Raw genomic sequence first — 14224 nt, 5'->3', positions numbered from 1 at the left:
GTGAGAATAGCTGGTCGGCCTGCAGAGGGCAATGCGCGAGAGCGAGCCAAAATGCGGGCGCCTCGACGCCTGCGCCGGGAGGGCAAGGCTCAGGGCAGAACCAGTTCCGAAATGCCGATTTCCTGCAATTGCTCCGCAGGTTCGCCGGCTATGCGCCGGATCAGGAGATCGGCGAGACGGCGTCCGGACTGACGCAGCGGGTAGTGCAAGGCGATCGGGGTCACGGGGAAGATTTCACCGAGCGGCGTGCCGCTCGAGCAGCACAGGCCGAAGTCCATCGGGTTGAGGCCATGGCTCTTCAGGCTGGCGAAGACACCCATCAAGGCGGCGTCATTGGCGCAGAGGAAGGCGTCGGGCATGATGTTGCGGTCGAGCAGGCGGTCTGTGGCGCGCCGGGCTGCGGAGGAGACCAGCTCGATTTCCGCAACAAGTTCAGGCGTATAACTGATGCCGGCTTCGGACAGGGCGCGCTGGAACCCGATGGACCGGTGAAGGCCGAAGCTGAAGACGTTGAGGGCGGTCACGTGGAAAATGCGGCGATAGCCCTGTTCCAGCAAAGCCTTGGCACCGCGATAGGCCGAGTCGCAGCAGTCGACGTCGAAATAGGGATGCGAAACATTGTCGGATGTGCGGCCAAAGCTGACGAACGGGAAGCCGACGCGCATGAGATAATCGACCCGGCGATCGTCCGGCGAGGTGTGGTCGAAAATGATGCCGTCGGTCTGGCGCCCCTCGACGAGGTTCCGCAGCTTGTCCTGGATGTTGTCGTTGCTGTTGACGGGAATGGCCTGCACGGAATAGCCGGACTGGGAGGCGACCTCGTAAATGCCCGCGAGCAGGGACAGGAGCCCGGCGCTGCCGAATTCGCCATCGCCCATGGTGCGCATCATCAGGGAAATGGTGAAGGACTGGCCGGTGCGGAGCTTGACGCCGCCGAGATCGCGGACGTAGCCGAGCTCGAGCGCGGCCTTCTGGACGCGCTCGACGGTCTCCTTGCGGACTTCAGGTCCGTTGTGCAAGGCCCGGCTGACGGTCGTCACGGAGAGGCCAAGATGACGCGCCAAGGTCTTGAGATTGGCCCGTTGGGGCAGTTCAGTCACGTCTTGTCTCCGCCTCGTGTCCGAGGCCTTCCCTTGAGCGGGCCCTTCAGGCCGTCTGGCTGAAAAGCGCGTGCGACGCTTGCAGCCTCAACGGCCCTCGTCAATGAAAATCTCGCGCGGTGATTTCGACTTTGGGCTGACCAGAGGTCAGTCACCAGCCGGCGGGGTGGGCGTTCAGGTAGACTGCATAGAGCGACGTCTGGGCGGTGATGTAGAGGCGGTTGCGCTTGGGGCCGCCGAAGGTGAGGTTGGAGACCAGTTCGGGGACCAGGATCTTGCCAAGGAGCGTGCCATCGGGGGCGTAGGCGCGGACCGAATCGGCCGAGGAGGTCCAGACATTGCCGAGCCGGTCTACGCGGAAGCCGTCGAAAAAGCCGGCGTCGGAGACGGCGAAGGTGGTGCCGCCGCTCACACTGCCCCCGTCGGCGCTGACGTCGTAGACCTTGATGGCACGCGGGTGGCCGGAAACGTGGGTGGCGCCGGTGTCGGCGACATAGAGATGGCTCTCGTCGACGGAAAAGGCGAGGCCGTTGGGCTTGATCAGGTCGGTGACGACGGCGGTGATCTCGCCGGTGGCCGGATCGAAGCGATAGACGTTGGACGCGCCGATCTCGCTCGTGGCGGCGTGGCCCTCATAGGAGCTGTCGATGCCGTAGGTGGGGTCGGAGAACCAGATGGTTCCGTCCGACTTCACCACGACATCATTGGGCGAGTTGAGCCGCTTGCCCTCGAAACGGTCGACCAGACCGGTCCAGCGGCCGTCGAACTCGAGGCGCGCGATGCGGCGGTTGCCGTGCTCGCAGGCGACGACGCGCCCCTGACCGTCCAGCGTGTGGCCATTGTGATAGCCGCAGGAGGCCTCGAGGACCGACACTGAGCCGTCGGTCTCGTCATATCTGAGGACGCGGTCGTTGGGGATGTCCGACCAGAGCAGCGACTTGGCGGCGGGGACATAGACCGGCCCCTCGGCCCAACGCGCCCCGGTCCACAGCCTTTCGAGCTTGGCGTGGCTGATGATGAGCGCCGAGAAGCGCGGGTCGAGGATTTCATAGTCGCTCACGGGGGCGTCTCCGGTCGGTCTGTCTTGCGGTCCGCGATGGTGTCAGTCCGTGGGCAGCGCGTAGTCGTCCGCCCGGAAGACGGTGTGGAATATGTTGCCTTCGAACATCTCGAGCAAGCCCTTGGTCACTTCGCGGCTCTCGTAACGGACGTCCGAAGCCAGCGCGGCCTCGATGGCCTGCTTGGAGGGATAGCGGACCTGCAGCACCATCTCGAAATGCGGGTCGTTGGTGTCGCTTTCCTCCTGGCGCCAGACGCGGACTTCCTCGGCGCCGGGAAAGCGGGTCCAGAGCGGGACGAGCTTGTTGCGCACATAGGCGGTGAACTGATCCTCGAAACCGGGCTTGGCCCGGCCGCGGAAGAAGGCGCAGCGGATGAACATGGTTGGACTTTCCAAAGGGAAACGGGTTCGGGCAGAGCGGCCCGGCAGGCAGACAAAAGGCCGGCGATCGGAACCGCCGGCCAGTTCAGAGGGGATCCATCCGAGCGGACGCCCTCGTGCGATCGGCAGGGGAACGCCGCGCCGCACGGAGCGGCGTTCCAATGGCGGGGATTACTTGGCGCCCCAGATGGCCTTGTAGGCGTCGCGGTAGCCGTTGCCGGGGTCGAAGCTGTTGGCCGGGCCGCCGTCGAACTCGACATTGTCCTTGGTGACCACATGCAGCGGCGAGACGTAGCCCGACCACTTTTCACCGGCCATGGCGCGGTTGAGTTCGTCGACCAGCTGCCAGCCCTGCAGGTTCAGCGGCTCGGCGACCGTCACGGCCTGATACTGGCCCGAGCGGATGCGCTGGTAGGCGCTTTCCGAGCCGTCACCGGCGGCGACATTCACCGGCGCGCCGGTGCCTTCGATGCCGGCGGCGGCAAGCGAGGGACCCATGAAGTCATAGTAGAGGTCGTTGATGGCGAGGCTGTGGGTCCAGGACGCGCCATACTTCTGCAGCAGCGAGGTGGTGAGCTGCGGCATGCGCGTCGAGGTTTCGGCGATGGGGGTGTCGACCCATTCGAGCACGGTGCCACCGAGGGCCTCGATGGTCTCCTTCATCTTCTTGGCCTTGGCGATGGCAATCTCGTAGGTCGAGTCGGTGAAGATGATCACGCCCGGCTTGCCCTTGGCGTCGACGAAGGCCCAGTTGGCGGCGGCCGACGACACGGCCATGGGATCGGTGGTGACATTGGCGAAGACGCCGGCTTCAGGCACCGGACCGACCACGGGAGCGGCGTGCCAGGACACCATGGGAATGCCGGCGGCCTTGGCCTGCTCCATGCCCGGGGCCTGCTCGACGGCGTCAAAGCCGGCGATGACGAGGCCGTCGGGATTGAGGGCGAGCGCCTGGCCGAAGGCGGCGGTGCGGCCGGAGATGGAGCCGGCTCCGTCGATGGTGCGCACGGTCCAGCCGATGGTGGCGGCCGCTTCCTCGATGCCCTTGGAGACGCCGAGCACGCCGCCGTTCTTCATGTCCGAGGCGAGCACGACGATGGTCTTGCCCGAGGGGGCCTTGGGGCCGGTGGTCGGGCCATCCCAGGCCTCGACCTTGGTGGCGTATTTGTCGACGAAGGCCTTGGCGTCGGCCATGGGGTCGGCATGGGCGGCGGTGAGACCGGCCAGCATCGATCCGGCGAGCGCACCGGCGGCAACAATGGTCCTCAACATCATTTCTCTCTCCCTAAGCTTTGTTTGCCTGTTCCTTTGCCGGGACCTTCATTTCCCGGATTTCGTGGCGGCACCGACGGGAACGCGCCCCGCCGCACCGCGTTTTCTCTGGGCGTAGCCGGCGATGCCGATGGCCACCAGCAGCGTGACGCCGTTGAAAAGGGGTTCGACCCAGAAGGAGCCACCGAACTGCTGGATGCCGGCGATGCCCACCGCGAGCACGGCGACGCCGACGATGGTGCCCCAGACGTTGACGCGGCCCGGCTTGATGGTGGTGGAGCCCAGGAAGGCGCCGACGAGGGCGGGCAGCAGATATTCAAGACCGACCGACGCCTGGCCGATGCGCAGCTTGGAGGCGAGCAGCACACCGGTGAGCGCGGTCAGGAAGCCGGAAGTGACGAAGGCGGCCATGGTGAAGCGCTGCACGGGGATGCCGTTGAGCGCGGCGGCCTTGGGGTTGGCGCCGATGGCGTAGAGGTAGCGGCCGACCGGCAGGTATTCGAGCACGATCCACAGCACGAGCGCCAGCGCCAGCACATAATAGCCGGTGATGGGCAGGCCGAAGACCATGGTGCCGTTGAGGGCAAGGAAGCCCTCGGGCAGCGGCGCCACCACCTGGCGGCCGCCGGTGTGCCAGAGCGCGAGCGCGTAGAGGATGGTGCCGGTGCCGAGCGTGGCGATGAAGCTGTCGATCTTGGCGACCTCAACGAGGAGGCCGTTGAGCAGGCCGACGATGGCACCGAGGGCCAGCACGATCAGCACGGCGACCGGCCAGGGCAGGCCGAACAGGGTCTGCAGGCTGATGGCGAGAATGTGCCACAGCACGATGCCATAGCCGACGGTGAGGTCGATCTTGCCGGAGGCCATGGGGATCATGGCGGCCAGCGACAACAGCGCGATGACCGACTTGTCGGCGATGATCGAGCGCAAGTTGAGCAGCGTCGGGAAGGTGCGCGGCAGCAGCACCGAGAACAGCACGATCAGCACGAAGGTGATGATCGGCAGGCCGTAGACCGGCAGGAGGCGCTGGACTTTCACGGTCAGTGTCGCCCCCTTGAGCTCGGCCCGCGTGGGCTCCAGAGCATTCGATTCGACCCCGCTCATGATATACTCCCATGCTTTTCTTAAGTTTTTTGCCGTTCCGCGGAGGGCGATCAGGCCGCTTCGGAGGCCGAGGCAGCCGAGATCACCGCTTCAGTGGTCAGCGCCTCACCCGAGAGTTCCGCGATGATGCGACCGCGGTTGAAGATCAGCGCGCGATTGCAGATATGGGCGATTTCCTCGAAATCGGTGGACACGACCACGACAGCGAGGCCGCGGGCGACGGCGGCGGCGATCAGGCGATAGATCTCGGCCTTGGCGCCGACGTCGACGCCGGCGGTGGGATCTTCAGCCACCAAGAGCTTGCGCCCGGTGGCGAGCCAGCGACCGACGATCACCTTCTGCTGATTGCCGCCCGACAGGCCCTCGATGGCCAGATGCGGATCGTTGGGGCGCAGGCCGACCTCGGCGCCGAGGGCGACCGCAAGATCGGCCTCGCGCGCCGGCGACAGCAGCGAGAAGAGGCCCCGGCCAATGGCGCCCGGGTTGAGGAAGGTGTTCTCGCGAATGCTGAGCGAGGCGGCGATGGACTCTTCGGTGCGGTCGCGGGCGACGAGGCCGACTCCGGAGTTGAGAGCGGCCGTGGGCGAAGAGAGATCGGGCGTGATGCCGTCGATGGTGACCGCGCCCTTGTGCGGCATGGCACCGAAAAGCGCGCGCCCCACTTCTTCCTGGCCGGCGCCGCGCAGGCCGACAAGGCCGAGCAGTTCGCCCTCGCGGATGTCGAAATCGACGGGACCGGCGCGCGGGGTGATCAGATCGCGCACCATGACGCGCGGTCGGCCGGCGGTGGCCTCGGGCTTTTCGAAACTGTCGAGCTTGGACTTGCCGACGATCAGGCGGACGAGTTCGTCGGGGTCGGTGGCGGCAATGGCGCGCTCGCCGACCATCTGGCCGTCGCGCAGCACGACGACGCGATCGGCGATGTGGAAGATCTCGTCGAGGCGATGGGAGACGTAGATCATGCCGACGCCCTGGGCCTTCAGCCGGCGCAGGGCGCCGAACAGGCGTTCCACTTCGTCGGCGGGCAGCGAGGCGGTGGGCTCGTCGAGCACCAGGAAGTCGGAGTTGACCGCAAGCGCACGGGCGATGGCGACCAGCGATTTTTCGGTGCGGCTCAACGACTGCACGCGGGCGGTGGGGTCGATGTCGACGCCCAGCTTTTCCAGCGCATGAGCGGCGGCAAGTTCGGCACCGTGCCAGTCGATCAGCCCGAGGGCGCCGAACAGCGGGTGGCGCGGGAAGCCGTGTGCCATGCCGACATTTTCGGCCACCGTCATCCATTCGATGAGGCCGAGATCCTGGTGGATGAAGGCAACGGGCTGGCGGTCGCCGCCCTGTCCGGGGCGGTGGCGATAGGGCTGGTCGCCGATGGCGACGCGGCCGCCGTCGGCCTTGTGGATGCCGCCGAGTACCTTGATGAGGGTGGATTTGCCGGCGCCGTTTTCACCGAGCAGGGCGACGATCTCGCCACGACCGACGGAGAAGCTGACGCCCTTGAGCGCCTGGGTGCCGCCGAAGGTCTTCACCACATTCTCAAAGCGGAGGGAGTTCCCTGCCGTCATGATGCCCCCCAATCCTCCGGCGCTTTTCCTGAGCGGCGATCGGTCCTCTCCGATCAACCCGCTGGCGCTGTCTTGCTTGTGTTATCGATAACATTCAGGAGTTTGTCAAGGTCCGTGGCGATGCTGAGGCCTCAGTTTTCCTGAAATCCGTCGAAGTAGCGCATCATTTCCGCCGTGTCGGCGGCGCCGATGCCGGCGGCGACATAGAGCCGGTGCAGGTCGGTGACCGCGCCGGTGAGCGGCAGCGGCAGGCGCGCGCCGCCGGCGAAGGCCTGAACGGCCTCGAGATCCTTCAGCATGTTGTCGATGCGGCCGGTGGGGCTGAAGTCGCGGGCAGCCATCTTGGGGCCGAACTCCTGGAGAATCCGGCTGTCGGCCCGCCCGCCGGCAAGCGCCGCGGCGACGCGGGAGGCGTCGACACCGCCGGCTTCAGCCAGGCGAACGGCTTCGGCGACCGCCTGGAAGCCGAGGGCGCAGAGCACCTGATTGACGAGCTTGGTGGTCTGGCCGGCACCGGACGGGCCCATGTGGGTATAGTTGGCGCAGAGACTGTCCATGACGGCGCGGGCGCGCAACACGTCCGCCTCCTCGCCGCCGGCCATGACGGTGAGCTTGCCTTCAAGGGCACGCGGGGCACCGCCGGAAAGGGGAGCGTCCACCATGGCCATGCCGGTCCTGTCGCGGAGTTCGGCAGCGAGGCTGCGTGTGGCCACGGGATCCACCGAGGACATGTCGATGAGGAGCTTGTCGGCTGCCGCGCCCTCGGCAAGGCCGGCTGGGCCGAAGAGGGCGGCGCGCAGGATCGCAGCCGAGTTGAGACTGGTGATGACGAACCGGGAGGCGCGCGCGGCGGCTGCGGCGCTTTCTGCGGCAGTGGCGCCCTTCGCGACCAGCGCGGCGACCTTGGCGGCGTCGAGGTCGAAGACGGTGACCGCGTGGCCGACCTCGATCAGACGGGTGGCGATGGCGCTGCCCATGATGCCGACGCCGACGACGGAGACGGAAGGCTTGTTCGATGCGGTCATGGCGGAGGCCTCGGGGGCTGTGAGGGAGCGGTCAGGAACGGGCGACAAAGGCGGTGGCGGTGGCCACGAGGTCGGCGATCGGGCGCGTGGCGTCGACGGCGAGCACGTCGGGCTCGTCGCCGGTGGGGCGTTCGAGCGTGGCGAACTGGCTGGCGACGAGGCTGGCCGGCATGAAATGGCCGGGGCGATTGCCGAGGCGGCGGGTCATTTCCTCGGGCGTGCCGTCGAGGAGCAAGAAGTGCACAGGCCCGCCGGCGGTGCGGCGGATCAGGTCGCGATAGGCGCGCCGCAAGGCCGAACAGGCGATGACGCCGCCCTCAGGCCCGGCCAGCGTTTCGCCGACCGCGGTGAGCCAGGGCCAGCGGTCGCCGTCGGTGAGCGCTTCGCCGCGGCTCATCTTGGCGATGTTGGCCTCGGGATGCAGCCGGTCGCCGTCGGTGAAGACGAGCCCCAGGCTGTCGGCAAGCGCCGCGCCGACCGTGGACTTGCCGCAGCCGGAGACGCCCATGACGACGATGCGCCTCGGTGCGTCAGAGCGAGGAGGTGATGCCGCCATCGACATAGAGAATGTGTCCGTTGATGAAGCTGGAAGCGTCGGAGGCGAGGAAGATGGCCGCACCGATCAGTTCGTCCACATCGCCCCAGCGGCCGGCGGGCGTCCGCTTCTCCAGCCAGGCGGAGAAATCCTTGTCGGCGACGAGGGCGGCGTTGAGTTCCGTCTTGAAGTAGCCTGGCGCCAGGCCGTTGATCTGAAGGCCGAATTTAGCCCAGTCGGTGGCCATGCCCTTGGTGAGATTCTTCACCGCGCCCTTGGTGGCGGTATAGGGGGCGATGCCCGGCCGGGCCAGCTCGCTCTGCACCGAGCAGACGTTGATGATCTTGCCATGGCCGCGGGCGATCATGTGGCGGGCCACCGTCTGGCCGACGAAGAAGACCGAGTTGACGTTGGTGGCAAAAAGCTGGTGCCAGCGCTCGACCGGATAGTCGGCGAGCGGCGTGCGGAACTGCATGCCGGCGTTGTTGATCAGGATTTCAATGGGCCCCACGTCGGCCTCGATGGCGGCGACGCCGGCCTGGACGGCTGCCATGTCGGTGACGTCGAAGGACGAGAGGTGGACCGTGTGCCCGGCCGCCTTCAGCGTGGCGCCGGCGGCTTCGAGGGCGCTGCGGTCGCGGCCGTTCAGCACCACGGTGGCACCGGCTTCGGCGAGACCGCGCGCCACGGCAAGGCCGATGCCCTTGGAGGAACCGGTGATGAGCGCAATGCGGCCGCTCAGGTCGAAGATCTTCATGGTGTCCGTTTCCGGAGACTTCGCTCCGTCCTCCCAGTGGACGGTGTTGCGGCCCTGCAAGCCGAATGACCGTCCTGTTTGCCGGCCATCTTCAACAGTTGGTCCGGCGGCGTCAAGTCGGAATGTTATCGATATCATGATTTTGCGGATTTGGCTCCCTGCGAAGGGCGCGTCGGGCTGCGGGGAGGCTGCTGCGTCCTCGCAAAGTCTGTCCTGTGGTGCCTGGATTGCTGTTTGAGGCTGGGTTGACGGTCTTTTCGAGTGAACCGGGGCTCGTTCGGGCAGTGAACGCGGCCGGCGGTCCGGGCAAGGGAAATGCGGTCAAGAGGATTGCGGATCAAGCGAAGCGGGGCTATGATATCGATAACAATTGAAATTGGGAGGTTATCCATGTCGTCCGACGCTCGTCCCCATGTCCTGATGATGGGCCCCTATCCAGCCTGGGACCTCGAACCGCTGGAGCGCGCCTATCAGCTTCACAAGGTGTGGGAAGCGACCGATCGCGAGGCCTTCATCCAGGCGCATGCCCAGGACATTCGCGGCATTGCCACGCGCGGCGAACTCGGTGCCAATGCCGACCTGATCGGCAAGCTGCCGAAGCTCGAGGTGATCTCGATTTATGGCGTCGGCACCGACGCGGTGGATCTGGCGGCGGCGAAGGCGCGAGGCATTCGCGTCACCAACACGCCCGACGTGCTGACCGGCGACGTGGCCGATATCGCCGTCGGCCTGACGCTGGCGATTGCGCGCAGGATTCCGGCGGCGGATGCCTATGTGCGCTCCGGCGCCTGGGCCAGCGCCAACATGGGTCTAGTGACGCGCGTCTATGGCAAGAAGATCGGCATCGTCGGCTTCGGCCGCATCGGCACGACGGTGGCCAAGCGCTTTTCGGGCTTTGACGTGGAGATCGGCTATTTCGACGTGGCAGCGCGTGCCGACAGTCCGCACCGTTTCTTCCAGGATGCGACCGAGCTTGCCGCCTGGTGCGACATTCTCGTGGTGACGCTGGCTGGCGGCCCGTCGACGCACAAGATGATCAATGCCGAAGTGCTCGGTGCCCTGGGACCGGAGGGCTATGTGGTCAACGTCTCCCGCGGGTCGACCATGGACGAGACGGCGCTGCTCGAAGCGCTCGAAGGGCGCACGATCGCCGGCGCCGGGCTCGACGTGTTCTGGAACGAACCGCGCATCGATCCCCGCTTCATGGGCCTCGACACTGTGGTGCTGCAGCCGCACCACGCCTCCGGCACGGTGGAGACGCGCAAGGCCATGGGCCAGCTGGTGCGCGATAACCTGGCCGCCCACTTTGCCGGCAAACCGCTTCTCACTCCCGTCGTCTGAGGTCACCCATGCGTAGCGTTGTCATCCACAAGGAAAAGGATCTCCGGATCGAGGAGCGGGACGTTGGCGGTCCGGGGCCTGGCCAGGTGGCCGTGCGCGTCAGCACCGGCGGCATCTGCGGCTCGGACATGCATTATTTCAACCATGGCGGTTTCGGCACCATACGCCTCAAGGAACCGATGATCCTCGGCCATGAGGTGTCCGGCGTGATCACGGCGCTGGGCGCCGGAGTGAGCGGCCTCTCCCTTGGCGCGCTGGTGGCGGTCAATCCGGGCATTGCCTGCGGCCACTGCCAGTATTGCCTCGAAGGCCTGCCAAACCATTGTTCCGACATGCGCTTCTATGGTTCGGCCATGCGCGTGCCGCATATTCAGGGCGCCTTCCGGGACGTGCTGATCTGCGAGGCGGTGCAGATTGCGCCGGCGGAAGCGCCGGTGGCGCCGGGCCTGCTGGCACTGTCGGAGCCCTTTTCGGTGGCGCTGCATGCGGTGAGCCGGGCCGGATCGCTGCTGGGCAAGCGCGTGCTGGTGTCCGGCTGCGGCCCGATCGGGGCCCTGGTGGTGGCGGCTGCGCATTACCACGGCGCGGCGGAAGTGATCGCCACCGACGTGGTGCCCGAGCCGCTGGTGATCGCGCGCAAGCTGGGCGCCGATCGCACCATCGACGTGGCGGCCAATGGGGCCGATCTTGCGGCGCTGGCGGCGGGCAAGGGTACTGTCGACGTGATGTTCGAATGTTCGGGCAACGAGCGGGCCTTGCGCGCCGGTCTGGAGGCCCTCAGGCCGCGCGGCACGGTGGTGCAGCTCGGCCTCGGCGGCGACGTGTCCCTGCCGCAAAATCTCGTGGTGACCAAGGAACTGCAGGTGATCGGTTCCTTCCGCTTCTATGCGGAGTTCAAGCTGGCTGTCCACCTCATCTCCACCGGGCGGATCGACCTCTCCCCGTTGATCACGCAGACTTTTCCCGTGGCAGATGCCCTAAGTGCCTTCAACGCGGCCAACGACCGCAAGAGCCAGATGAAGGTGCAGCTCGACTTCGCCTGACGGAGCGAGCGGGGACGATGGACGCTTCTTGCGCCGGCCACTCCTCCTGGCCGGCGCTTTTTTATGCCCGTGTTCCTCCGGTCCAGCGAAAAACTCTCGGCGAAAAAGGCGCGTTCGCGCTTGTTTTTCGCCGAACGGCATACCCGGACTTCCAGGGAATCCGGGTATATGGGCTTGAACTCAGGTGCTCTCGCGCTCGATCACCTTGAAGGGGATGATCATGGTCTCCGCCGGCATGGAGCGGCCGGCGCGGGCGCCTTCGATGGCGCGCAGGATGAGTTCGCCGGCCTGACGGCCGATCTCGAGGCTGTCGACGGCCACGGTGGTGATGCGCGGGAAGGCGCAGCGGGCGACCTCGAAATCGCCGAAGCCGGCGACGGCGATGCGGCCGGGGACAGCCCAGCCCCGGCGGTGACATTCGGCGATGGCGCCGAAGGCGGACAAGTCGGAGACGCAGACGACGGCGTCGACGTCAGGCCATTGCGTGACCATGTGCACGATGGCCTCGCCGCCCTGTTCCATGGAGATGGGCGGCTTGCCGAAGGAGATGATGCGGCCGCGCGGCAGGCCGAGCTCCTCCACCGCCTCCGAATAGCCCAGGCGCCGGTCGGCGCCGCGGGTGTCGCGGTTGGAGGTACCGCCGACGAAGCCGATGTTGCGATAGCCGCGTTCGTAGAGGCGATGGACCAGGGCGCGGCAGGCGGCGGCGTTGGAGAAGCCGACGGCGTGGCCGATGGGGTCGGGCGGGATGTCCCAGGTCTCGACCACGGGAATGCCGGCGGCTTCCAGCAGCTTGCGGGCGCGCGGGGTGTGACGGCCGCCGGTGAGCACCAGCCCTTCGGGGCGGCGGCGCAGCATGGCCTCGATGAGTTTCTCTTCCTTCTCCACCTGATAGTCGGTGTAGCCGAGCAGCATCTGCAGGCCCGATTCCTCGATGGCCTCGGTGATGCCGCGGGCGGTGTCGGCGAAATTGGAGTTGTTGAGCGAGGGGACGATGGCCGCCATGAAGCCGGAGCGCTTGGACGACAGGGTGCCGGCGGTCTGATCGAGGACGTAGCCCAGTTCCTCGATGGCGGCGAGGATGCGGGCGCGGGTATCGCCGGAGACCATGCCGCCGTCGCGCAGGGCGCGCGAGACTGTCATGGTGGACACGCCGGCCCGCTTGGCCACATCGGCCATGGTCGGGGTGCTGCGGGGCGGCGGGGCAGACATGGTACCTGATCTCGTCAACGGGAGGAGCAGGCCGGCTCAGGCCGGCACTGCACATGTGAACGATAACGGTGAGCCCGAGTTTGTCCAGCCTCTTGCGATCTTGTGCCGGCTTTTCAACCGTTTCCGGGGTGCATCAGCCGGGATCACTTGATGGCTTCGCCGTGCAGGGCGAGATCAAGGCCCTCGCGTTCGGAGGCGGCGGAGACCCGCAGCGAGGTGAGCAGACCGGTGAGCTTCAACGCCACCCAGGTGCCGACGGCCGCCCAGGCGATGGTGACGCCGACACCGATGAACTGGACGGCCAGTTGGTGCCCGTTGCCCTCGATCAGGCCGGAGATGCCGGGGCCACCGGCGGAGGCGCTGACACCGGCGCTGGCAAAGACACCGGCGGCCAGCGTACCGAGAATGCCGCCGACGCCGTGCACGCCGAAGACGTCGAGGCTGTCGTCATAGCCGAAGCGGGTCTTGATGCGGGTACAGGCGAGGTAGCAGACCGCGCCGGCGACGGCGCCGATCACCACGCCATGCCAGGGTTCGACGAAGCCCGAGGCGGGGGTGATGGTGCCAAGGCCGGCGACGGCGCCGGAGATGATGCCGAGAACGGACGGCTTGCCGCGCTCGAGATATTCGATGAGGCTCCAGACCACGGCACCGGCGCAGGCGGCGAGATGGGTCGAAAGCACGGCATAGACGGCGCGCGGGCCGATGGCGAGCGCCGAGCCGCCGTTGAAGCCGAACCAGCCGACCCAGAGCAGGCCCGTTCCGACAACGGCGAGCGACAGATTTGACGGCGCCATGTTCTCCTTGCCGAAGCCGAGACGCGGGCCGATCACCAGCGCGGCGACCAGGCCGCCGACGCCGGCGTTGATGTGAACGACGGTGCCACCGGCAAAATCGATCACGCCCATCCTGGCCAGCCAGCCGCCGCCCCAGACCATGTGGGCACTCGGCACGTAGACCAGAAACAGCCAGATGACGCCAAAGACGACGAAGGCGGAGAAGCTCATGCGGTCGGCCACCGCGCCGCCGACGAGGGCGACGGTGATGACGGCGAAGGTCATCTGATAGGCCATGAACAGCACTTCGGGGATGGTGGGCGCCAACGGGTTGACGCTGTCGATGCCCATGCCGGCGAGGCCGATGCGATCGGACGCGCCCAGAAAGTCACCCGTGCCGGTGAAGGACAGGGAGTAGGCGGCGGCGAACCAGAGCAACGAGACGATGGCCGTGGCGGCGGCGCTTTGCGCCATGGTGGCGAGGATGTTCTTCTCGCGCACCATGCCTGAGTAGAAGAGTGCGAGGCCGGGCAGCGTCATCATCAGCACGAGGGCGGTGGCCATGAAGACGAAGCCGGTGTCGGCGGCGTTGATCGTGGAGGTCTGAGCCCAGGCGGGGCTCAGGCTGGCCACAAGCAGGAGGCCACTGGCGGAAATGCAGGTCAATGGCCTGAAGGTGGCAATCGGGAATGTCATCGGTGACCTCAAGGGGGCATTCATTGCGCAAGTTGGGCAAAATCTACGCAAGTGATGTGCCATTGATCTCATCAGTCGCCCATTTTTTGCTCGACCGAGGGCTGTGCCGGAAATTGTGACCGGGGTTGTCGCTTGTTGAAGCGAATGCTGCAATTCTTGCAAGGTCTGGCGCCGAAATGGGCGCATCGTTGATCAAAAACCCGGCTGAGTGCTCACTATTTCATCGGGCCCTGTGCTGAAGCCCTTGCTGCCCCTGCCCATCTCGGCAAATCCGCAGCATCTGCCAGCACGAAGGGCGACTTAGTGAAAATTTAACAGCGATAATCTACGCTCGATTACCTCAAGGATGTCCGCCTGCTG

13 protein-coding genes are annotated in these 14224 nt (G+C 66.5%); 2 read left to right on the top strand and 11 right to left on the bottom strand.

All coding sequences use genetic code 11. The features are described 5' to 3' along the window. Positions 1 to 89 precede the first annotated feature (89 nt). From L2I41_RS07480 to L2I41_RS07440, 9 genes are all read right to left on the bottom strand, one after another. The gene (locus tag L2I41_RS07480; RefSeq protein ID WP_237152907.1) at positions 90 to 1100 is read right to left on the bottom strand and encodes a LacI family DNA-binding transcriptional regulator; all 1011 of its coding nucleotides are present in this window, start codon (positions 1098 to 1100) and stop codon (positions 90 to 92) included. Between the two features lie 151 nt (positions 1101 to 1251). Beyond that, complete coding sequence (locus L2I41_RS07475; RefSeq protein ID WP_237152906.1) at positions 1252 to 2160, bottom strand: SMP-30/gluconolactonase/LRE family protein; 909 nt, start codon at positions 2158 to 2160, stop codon at positions 1252 to 1254. A 42-nt stretch (positions 2161 to 2202) separates the two neighbouring features. Then, complete coding sequence (locus L2I41_RS07470; RefSeq protein WP_237152905.1) at positions 2203 to 2541, bottom strand: hypothetical protein; 339 nt, start codon at positions 2539 to 2541, stop codon at positions 2203 to 2205. A gap of 171 nt (positions 2542 to 2712) precedes the next feature. Next, on the bottom strand, positions 2713 to 3771 hold the full coding sequence (locus tag L2I41_RS07465) for an ABC transporter substrate-binding protein (protein ID WP_390633982.1): 1059 nt from the start codon (positions 3769 to 3771) through the stop codon (positions 2713 to 2715). A 90-nt stretch (positions 3772 to 3861) separates the two neighbouring features. Further along, positions 3862 to 4917, bottom strand: a complete 1056-nt coding sequence (locus L2I41_RS07460; RefSeq protein WP_237152903.1) for an ABC transporter permease — start codon at positions 4915 to 4917, stop codon at positions 3862 to 3864. A gap of 50 nt (positions 4918 to 4967) precedes the next feature. Continuing rightward, positions 4968 to 6479 carry a sugar ABC transporter ATP-binding protein gene (locus L2I41_RS07455; protein ID WP_237152902.1) on the bottom strand — a complete coding sequence of 504 codons (1512 nt, stop codon included), beginning with the start codon at positions 6477 to 6479 and terminating at the stop codon, positions 4968 to 4970. A gap of 131 nt (positions 6480 to 6610) precedes the next feature. Next, complete coding sequence (locus L2I41_RS07450) at positions 6611 to 7504, bottom strand: NAD(P)-dependent oxidoreductase (RefSeq protein WP_237152901.1); 894 nt, start codon at positions 7502 to 7504, stop codon at positions 6611 to 6613. Between the two features lie 31 nt (positions 7505 to 7535). Next, positions 7536 to 8012, bottom strand: a complete 477-nt coding sequence (locus L2I41_RS07445; protein WP_237152900.1) for a gluconokinase — start codon at positions 8010 to 8012, stop codon at positions 7536 to 7538. Positions 8013 to 8034: 22 nt separating this feature from the next. After that, positions 8035 to 8796 (bottom strand): SDR family oxidoreductase, encoded by a 762-nt coding sequence (locus L2I41_RS07440; protein ID WP_237152899.1) that lies wholly within the window; start codon positions 8794 to 8796, stop codon positions 8035 to 8037. A gap of 390 nt (positions 8797 to 9186) precedes the next feature. Here L2I41_RS07440 and L2I41_RS07435 point away from each other — a divergent pair, with 390 nt between their 5' ends. Both L2I41_RS07435 and L2I41_RS07430 read left to right on the top strand, forming a co-directional pair. Further along, on the top strand, positions 9187 to 10137 hold the full coding sequence (locus L2I41_RS07435) for a 2-hydroxyacid dehydrogenase (protein ID WP_237152897.1): 951 nt from the start codon (positions 9187 to 9189) through the stop codon (positions 10135 to 10137). Positions 10138 to 10145: 8 nt separating this feature from the next. Then, on the top strand, positions 10146 to 11180 hold the full coding sequence (locus L2I41_RS07430) for an L-idonate 5-dehydrogenase (protein ID WP_237152896.1): 1035 nt from the start codon (positions 10146 to 10148) through the stop codon (positions 11178 to 11180). A gap of 180 nt (positions 11181 to 11360) precedes the next feature. On the opposite strand, the gene L2I41_RS07425 is transcribed toward L2I41_RS07430, so the two are convergent. Both L2I41_RS07425 and L2I41_RS07420 read right to left on the bottom strand, forming a co-directional pair. Beyond that, complete coding sequence (locus L2I41_RS07425) at positions 11361 to 12359, bottom strand: LacI family DNA-binding transcriptional regulator (RefSeq protein WP_237153007.1); 999 nt, start codon at positions 12357 to 12359, stop codon at positions 11361 to 11363. Between the two features lie 176 nt (positions 12360 to 12535). Then, positions 12536 to 13864 carry an ammonium transporter gene (locus L2I41_RS07420; protein ID WP_237152895.1) on the bottom strand — a complete coding sequence of 443 codons (1329 nt, stop codon included), beginning with the start codon at positions 13862 to 13864 and terminating at the stop codon, positions 12536 to 12538. Between the last annotated feature and the right edge of the window lie 360 nt (positions 13865 to 14224).

Origin of the sequence: Oryzibacter oryziterrae, from assembly GCF_021864535.1 — a bacterium.
In the GTDB taxonomy this organism is placed as follows: domain Bacteria; phylum Pseudomonadota; class Alphaproteobacteria; order Rhizobiales; family Pleomorphomonadaceae; genus Pleomorphomonas; species Pleomorphomonas oryziterrae.
This window is presented reverse-complemented; position numbering and strand designations above follow the sequence as displayed.

What these genes read in the sequence shown, in the direction of transcription:
- L2I41_RS07420 (WP_237152895.1), bottom strand. Translation starts at nt 13,864, where the DNA reads ATGACATTCCCGATTGCCACCTTCAGGCCATTGACCTGCATTTCCGCC.
- L2I41_RS07460 (WP_237152903.1), bottom strand. Translation starts at nt 4,917, where the DNA reads ATGAGCGGGGTCGAATCGAATGCTCTGGAGCCCACGCGGGCCGAGCTC.
- L2I41_RS07440 (WP_237152899.1), bottom strand. Translation starts at nt 8,796, where the DNA reads ATGAAGATCTTCGACCTGAGCGGCCGCATTGCGCTCATCACCGGTTCC.
- L2I41_RS07445 (WP_237152900.1), bottom strand. Translation starts at nt 8,012, where the DNA reads ATGGGCGTCTCCGGCTGCGGCAAGTCCACGGTCGGCGCGGCGCTTGCC.
- L2I41_RS07430 (WP_237152896.1), top strand. Translation starts at nt 10,146, where the DNA reads ATGCGTAGCGTTGTCATCCACAAGGAAAAGGATCTCCGGATCGAGGAG.
- L2I41_RS07455 (WP_237152902.1), bottom strand. Translation starts at nt 6,479, where the DNA reads ATGACGGCAGGGAACTCCCTCCGCTTTGAGAATGTGGTGAAGACCTTC.
- L2I41_RS07450 (WP_237152901.1), bottom strand. Translation starts at nt 7,504, where the DNA reads ATGACCGCATCGAACAAGCCTTCCGTCTCCGTCGTCGGCGTCGGCATC.
- L2I41_RS07435 (WP_237152897.1), top strand. Translation starts at nt 9,187, where the DNA reads ATGTCGTCCGACGCTCGTCCCCATGTCCTGATGATGGGCCCCTATCCA.
- L2I41_RS07425 (WP_237153007.1), bottom strand. Translation starts at nt 12,359, where the DNA reads ATGGCCGATGTGGCCAAGCGGGCCGGCGTGTCCACCATGACAGTCTCG.
- L2I41_RS07465 (WP_390633982.1), bottom strand. Translation starts at nt 3,771, where the DNA reads ATGCTGGCCGGTCTCACCGCCGCCCATGCCGACCCCATGGCCGACGCC.
- L2I41_RS07470 (WP_237152905.1), bottom strand. Translation starts at nt 2,541, where the DNA reads ATGTTCATCCGCTGCGCCTTCTTCCGCGGCCGGGCCAAGCCCGGTTTC.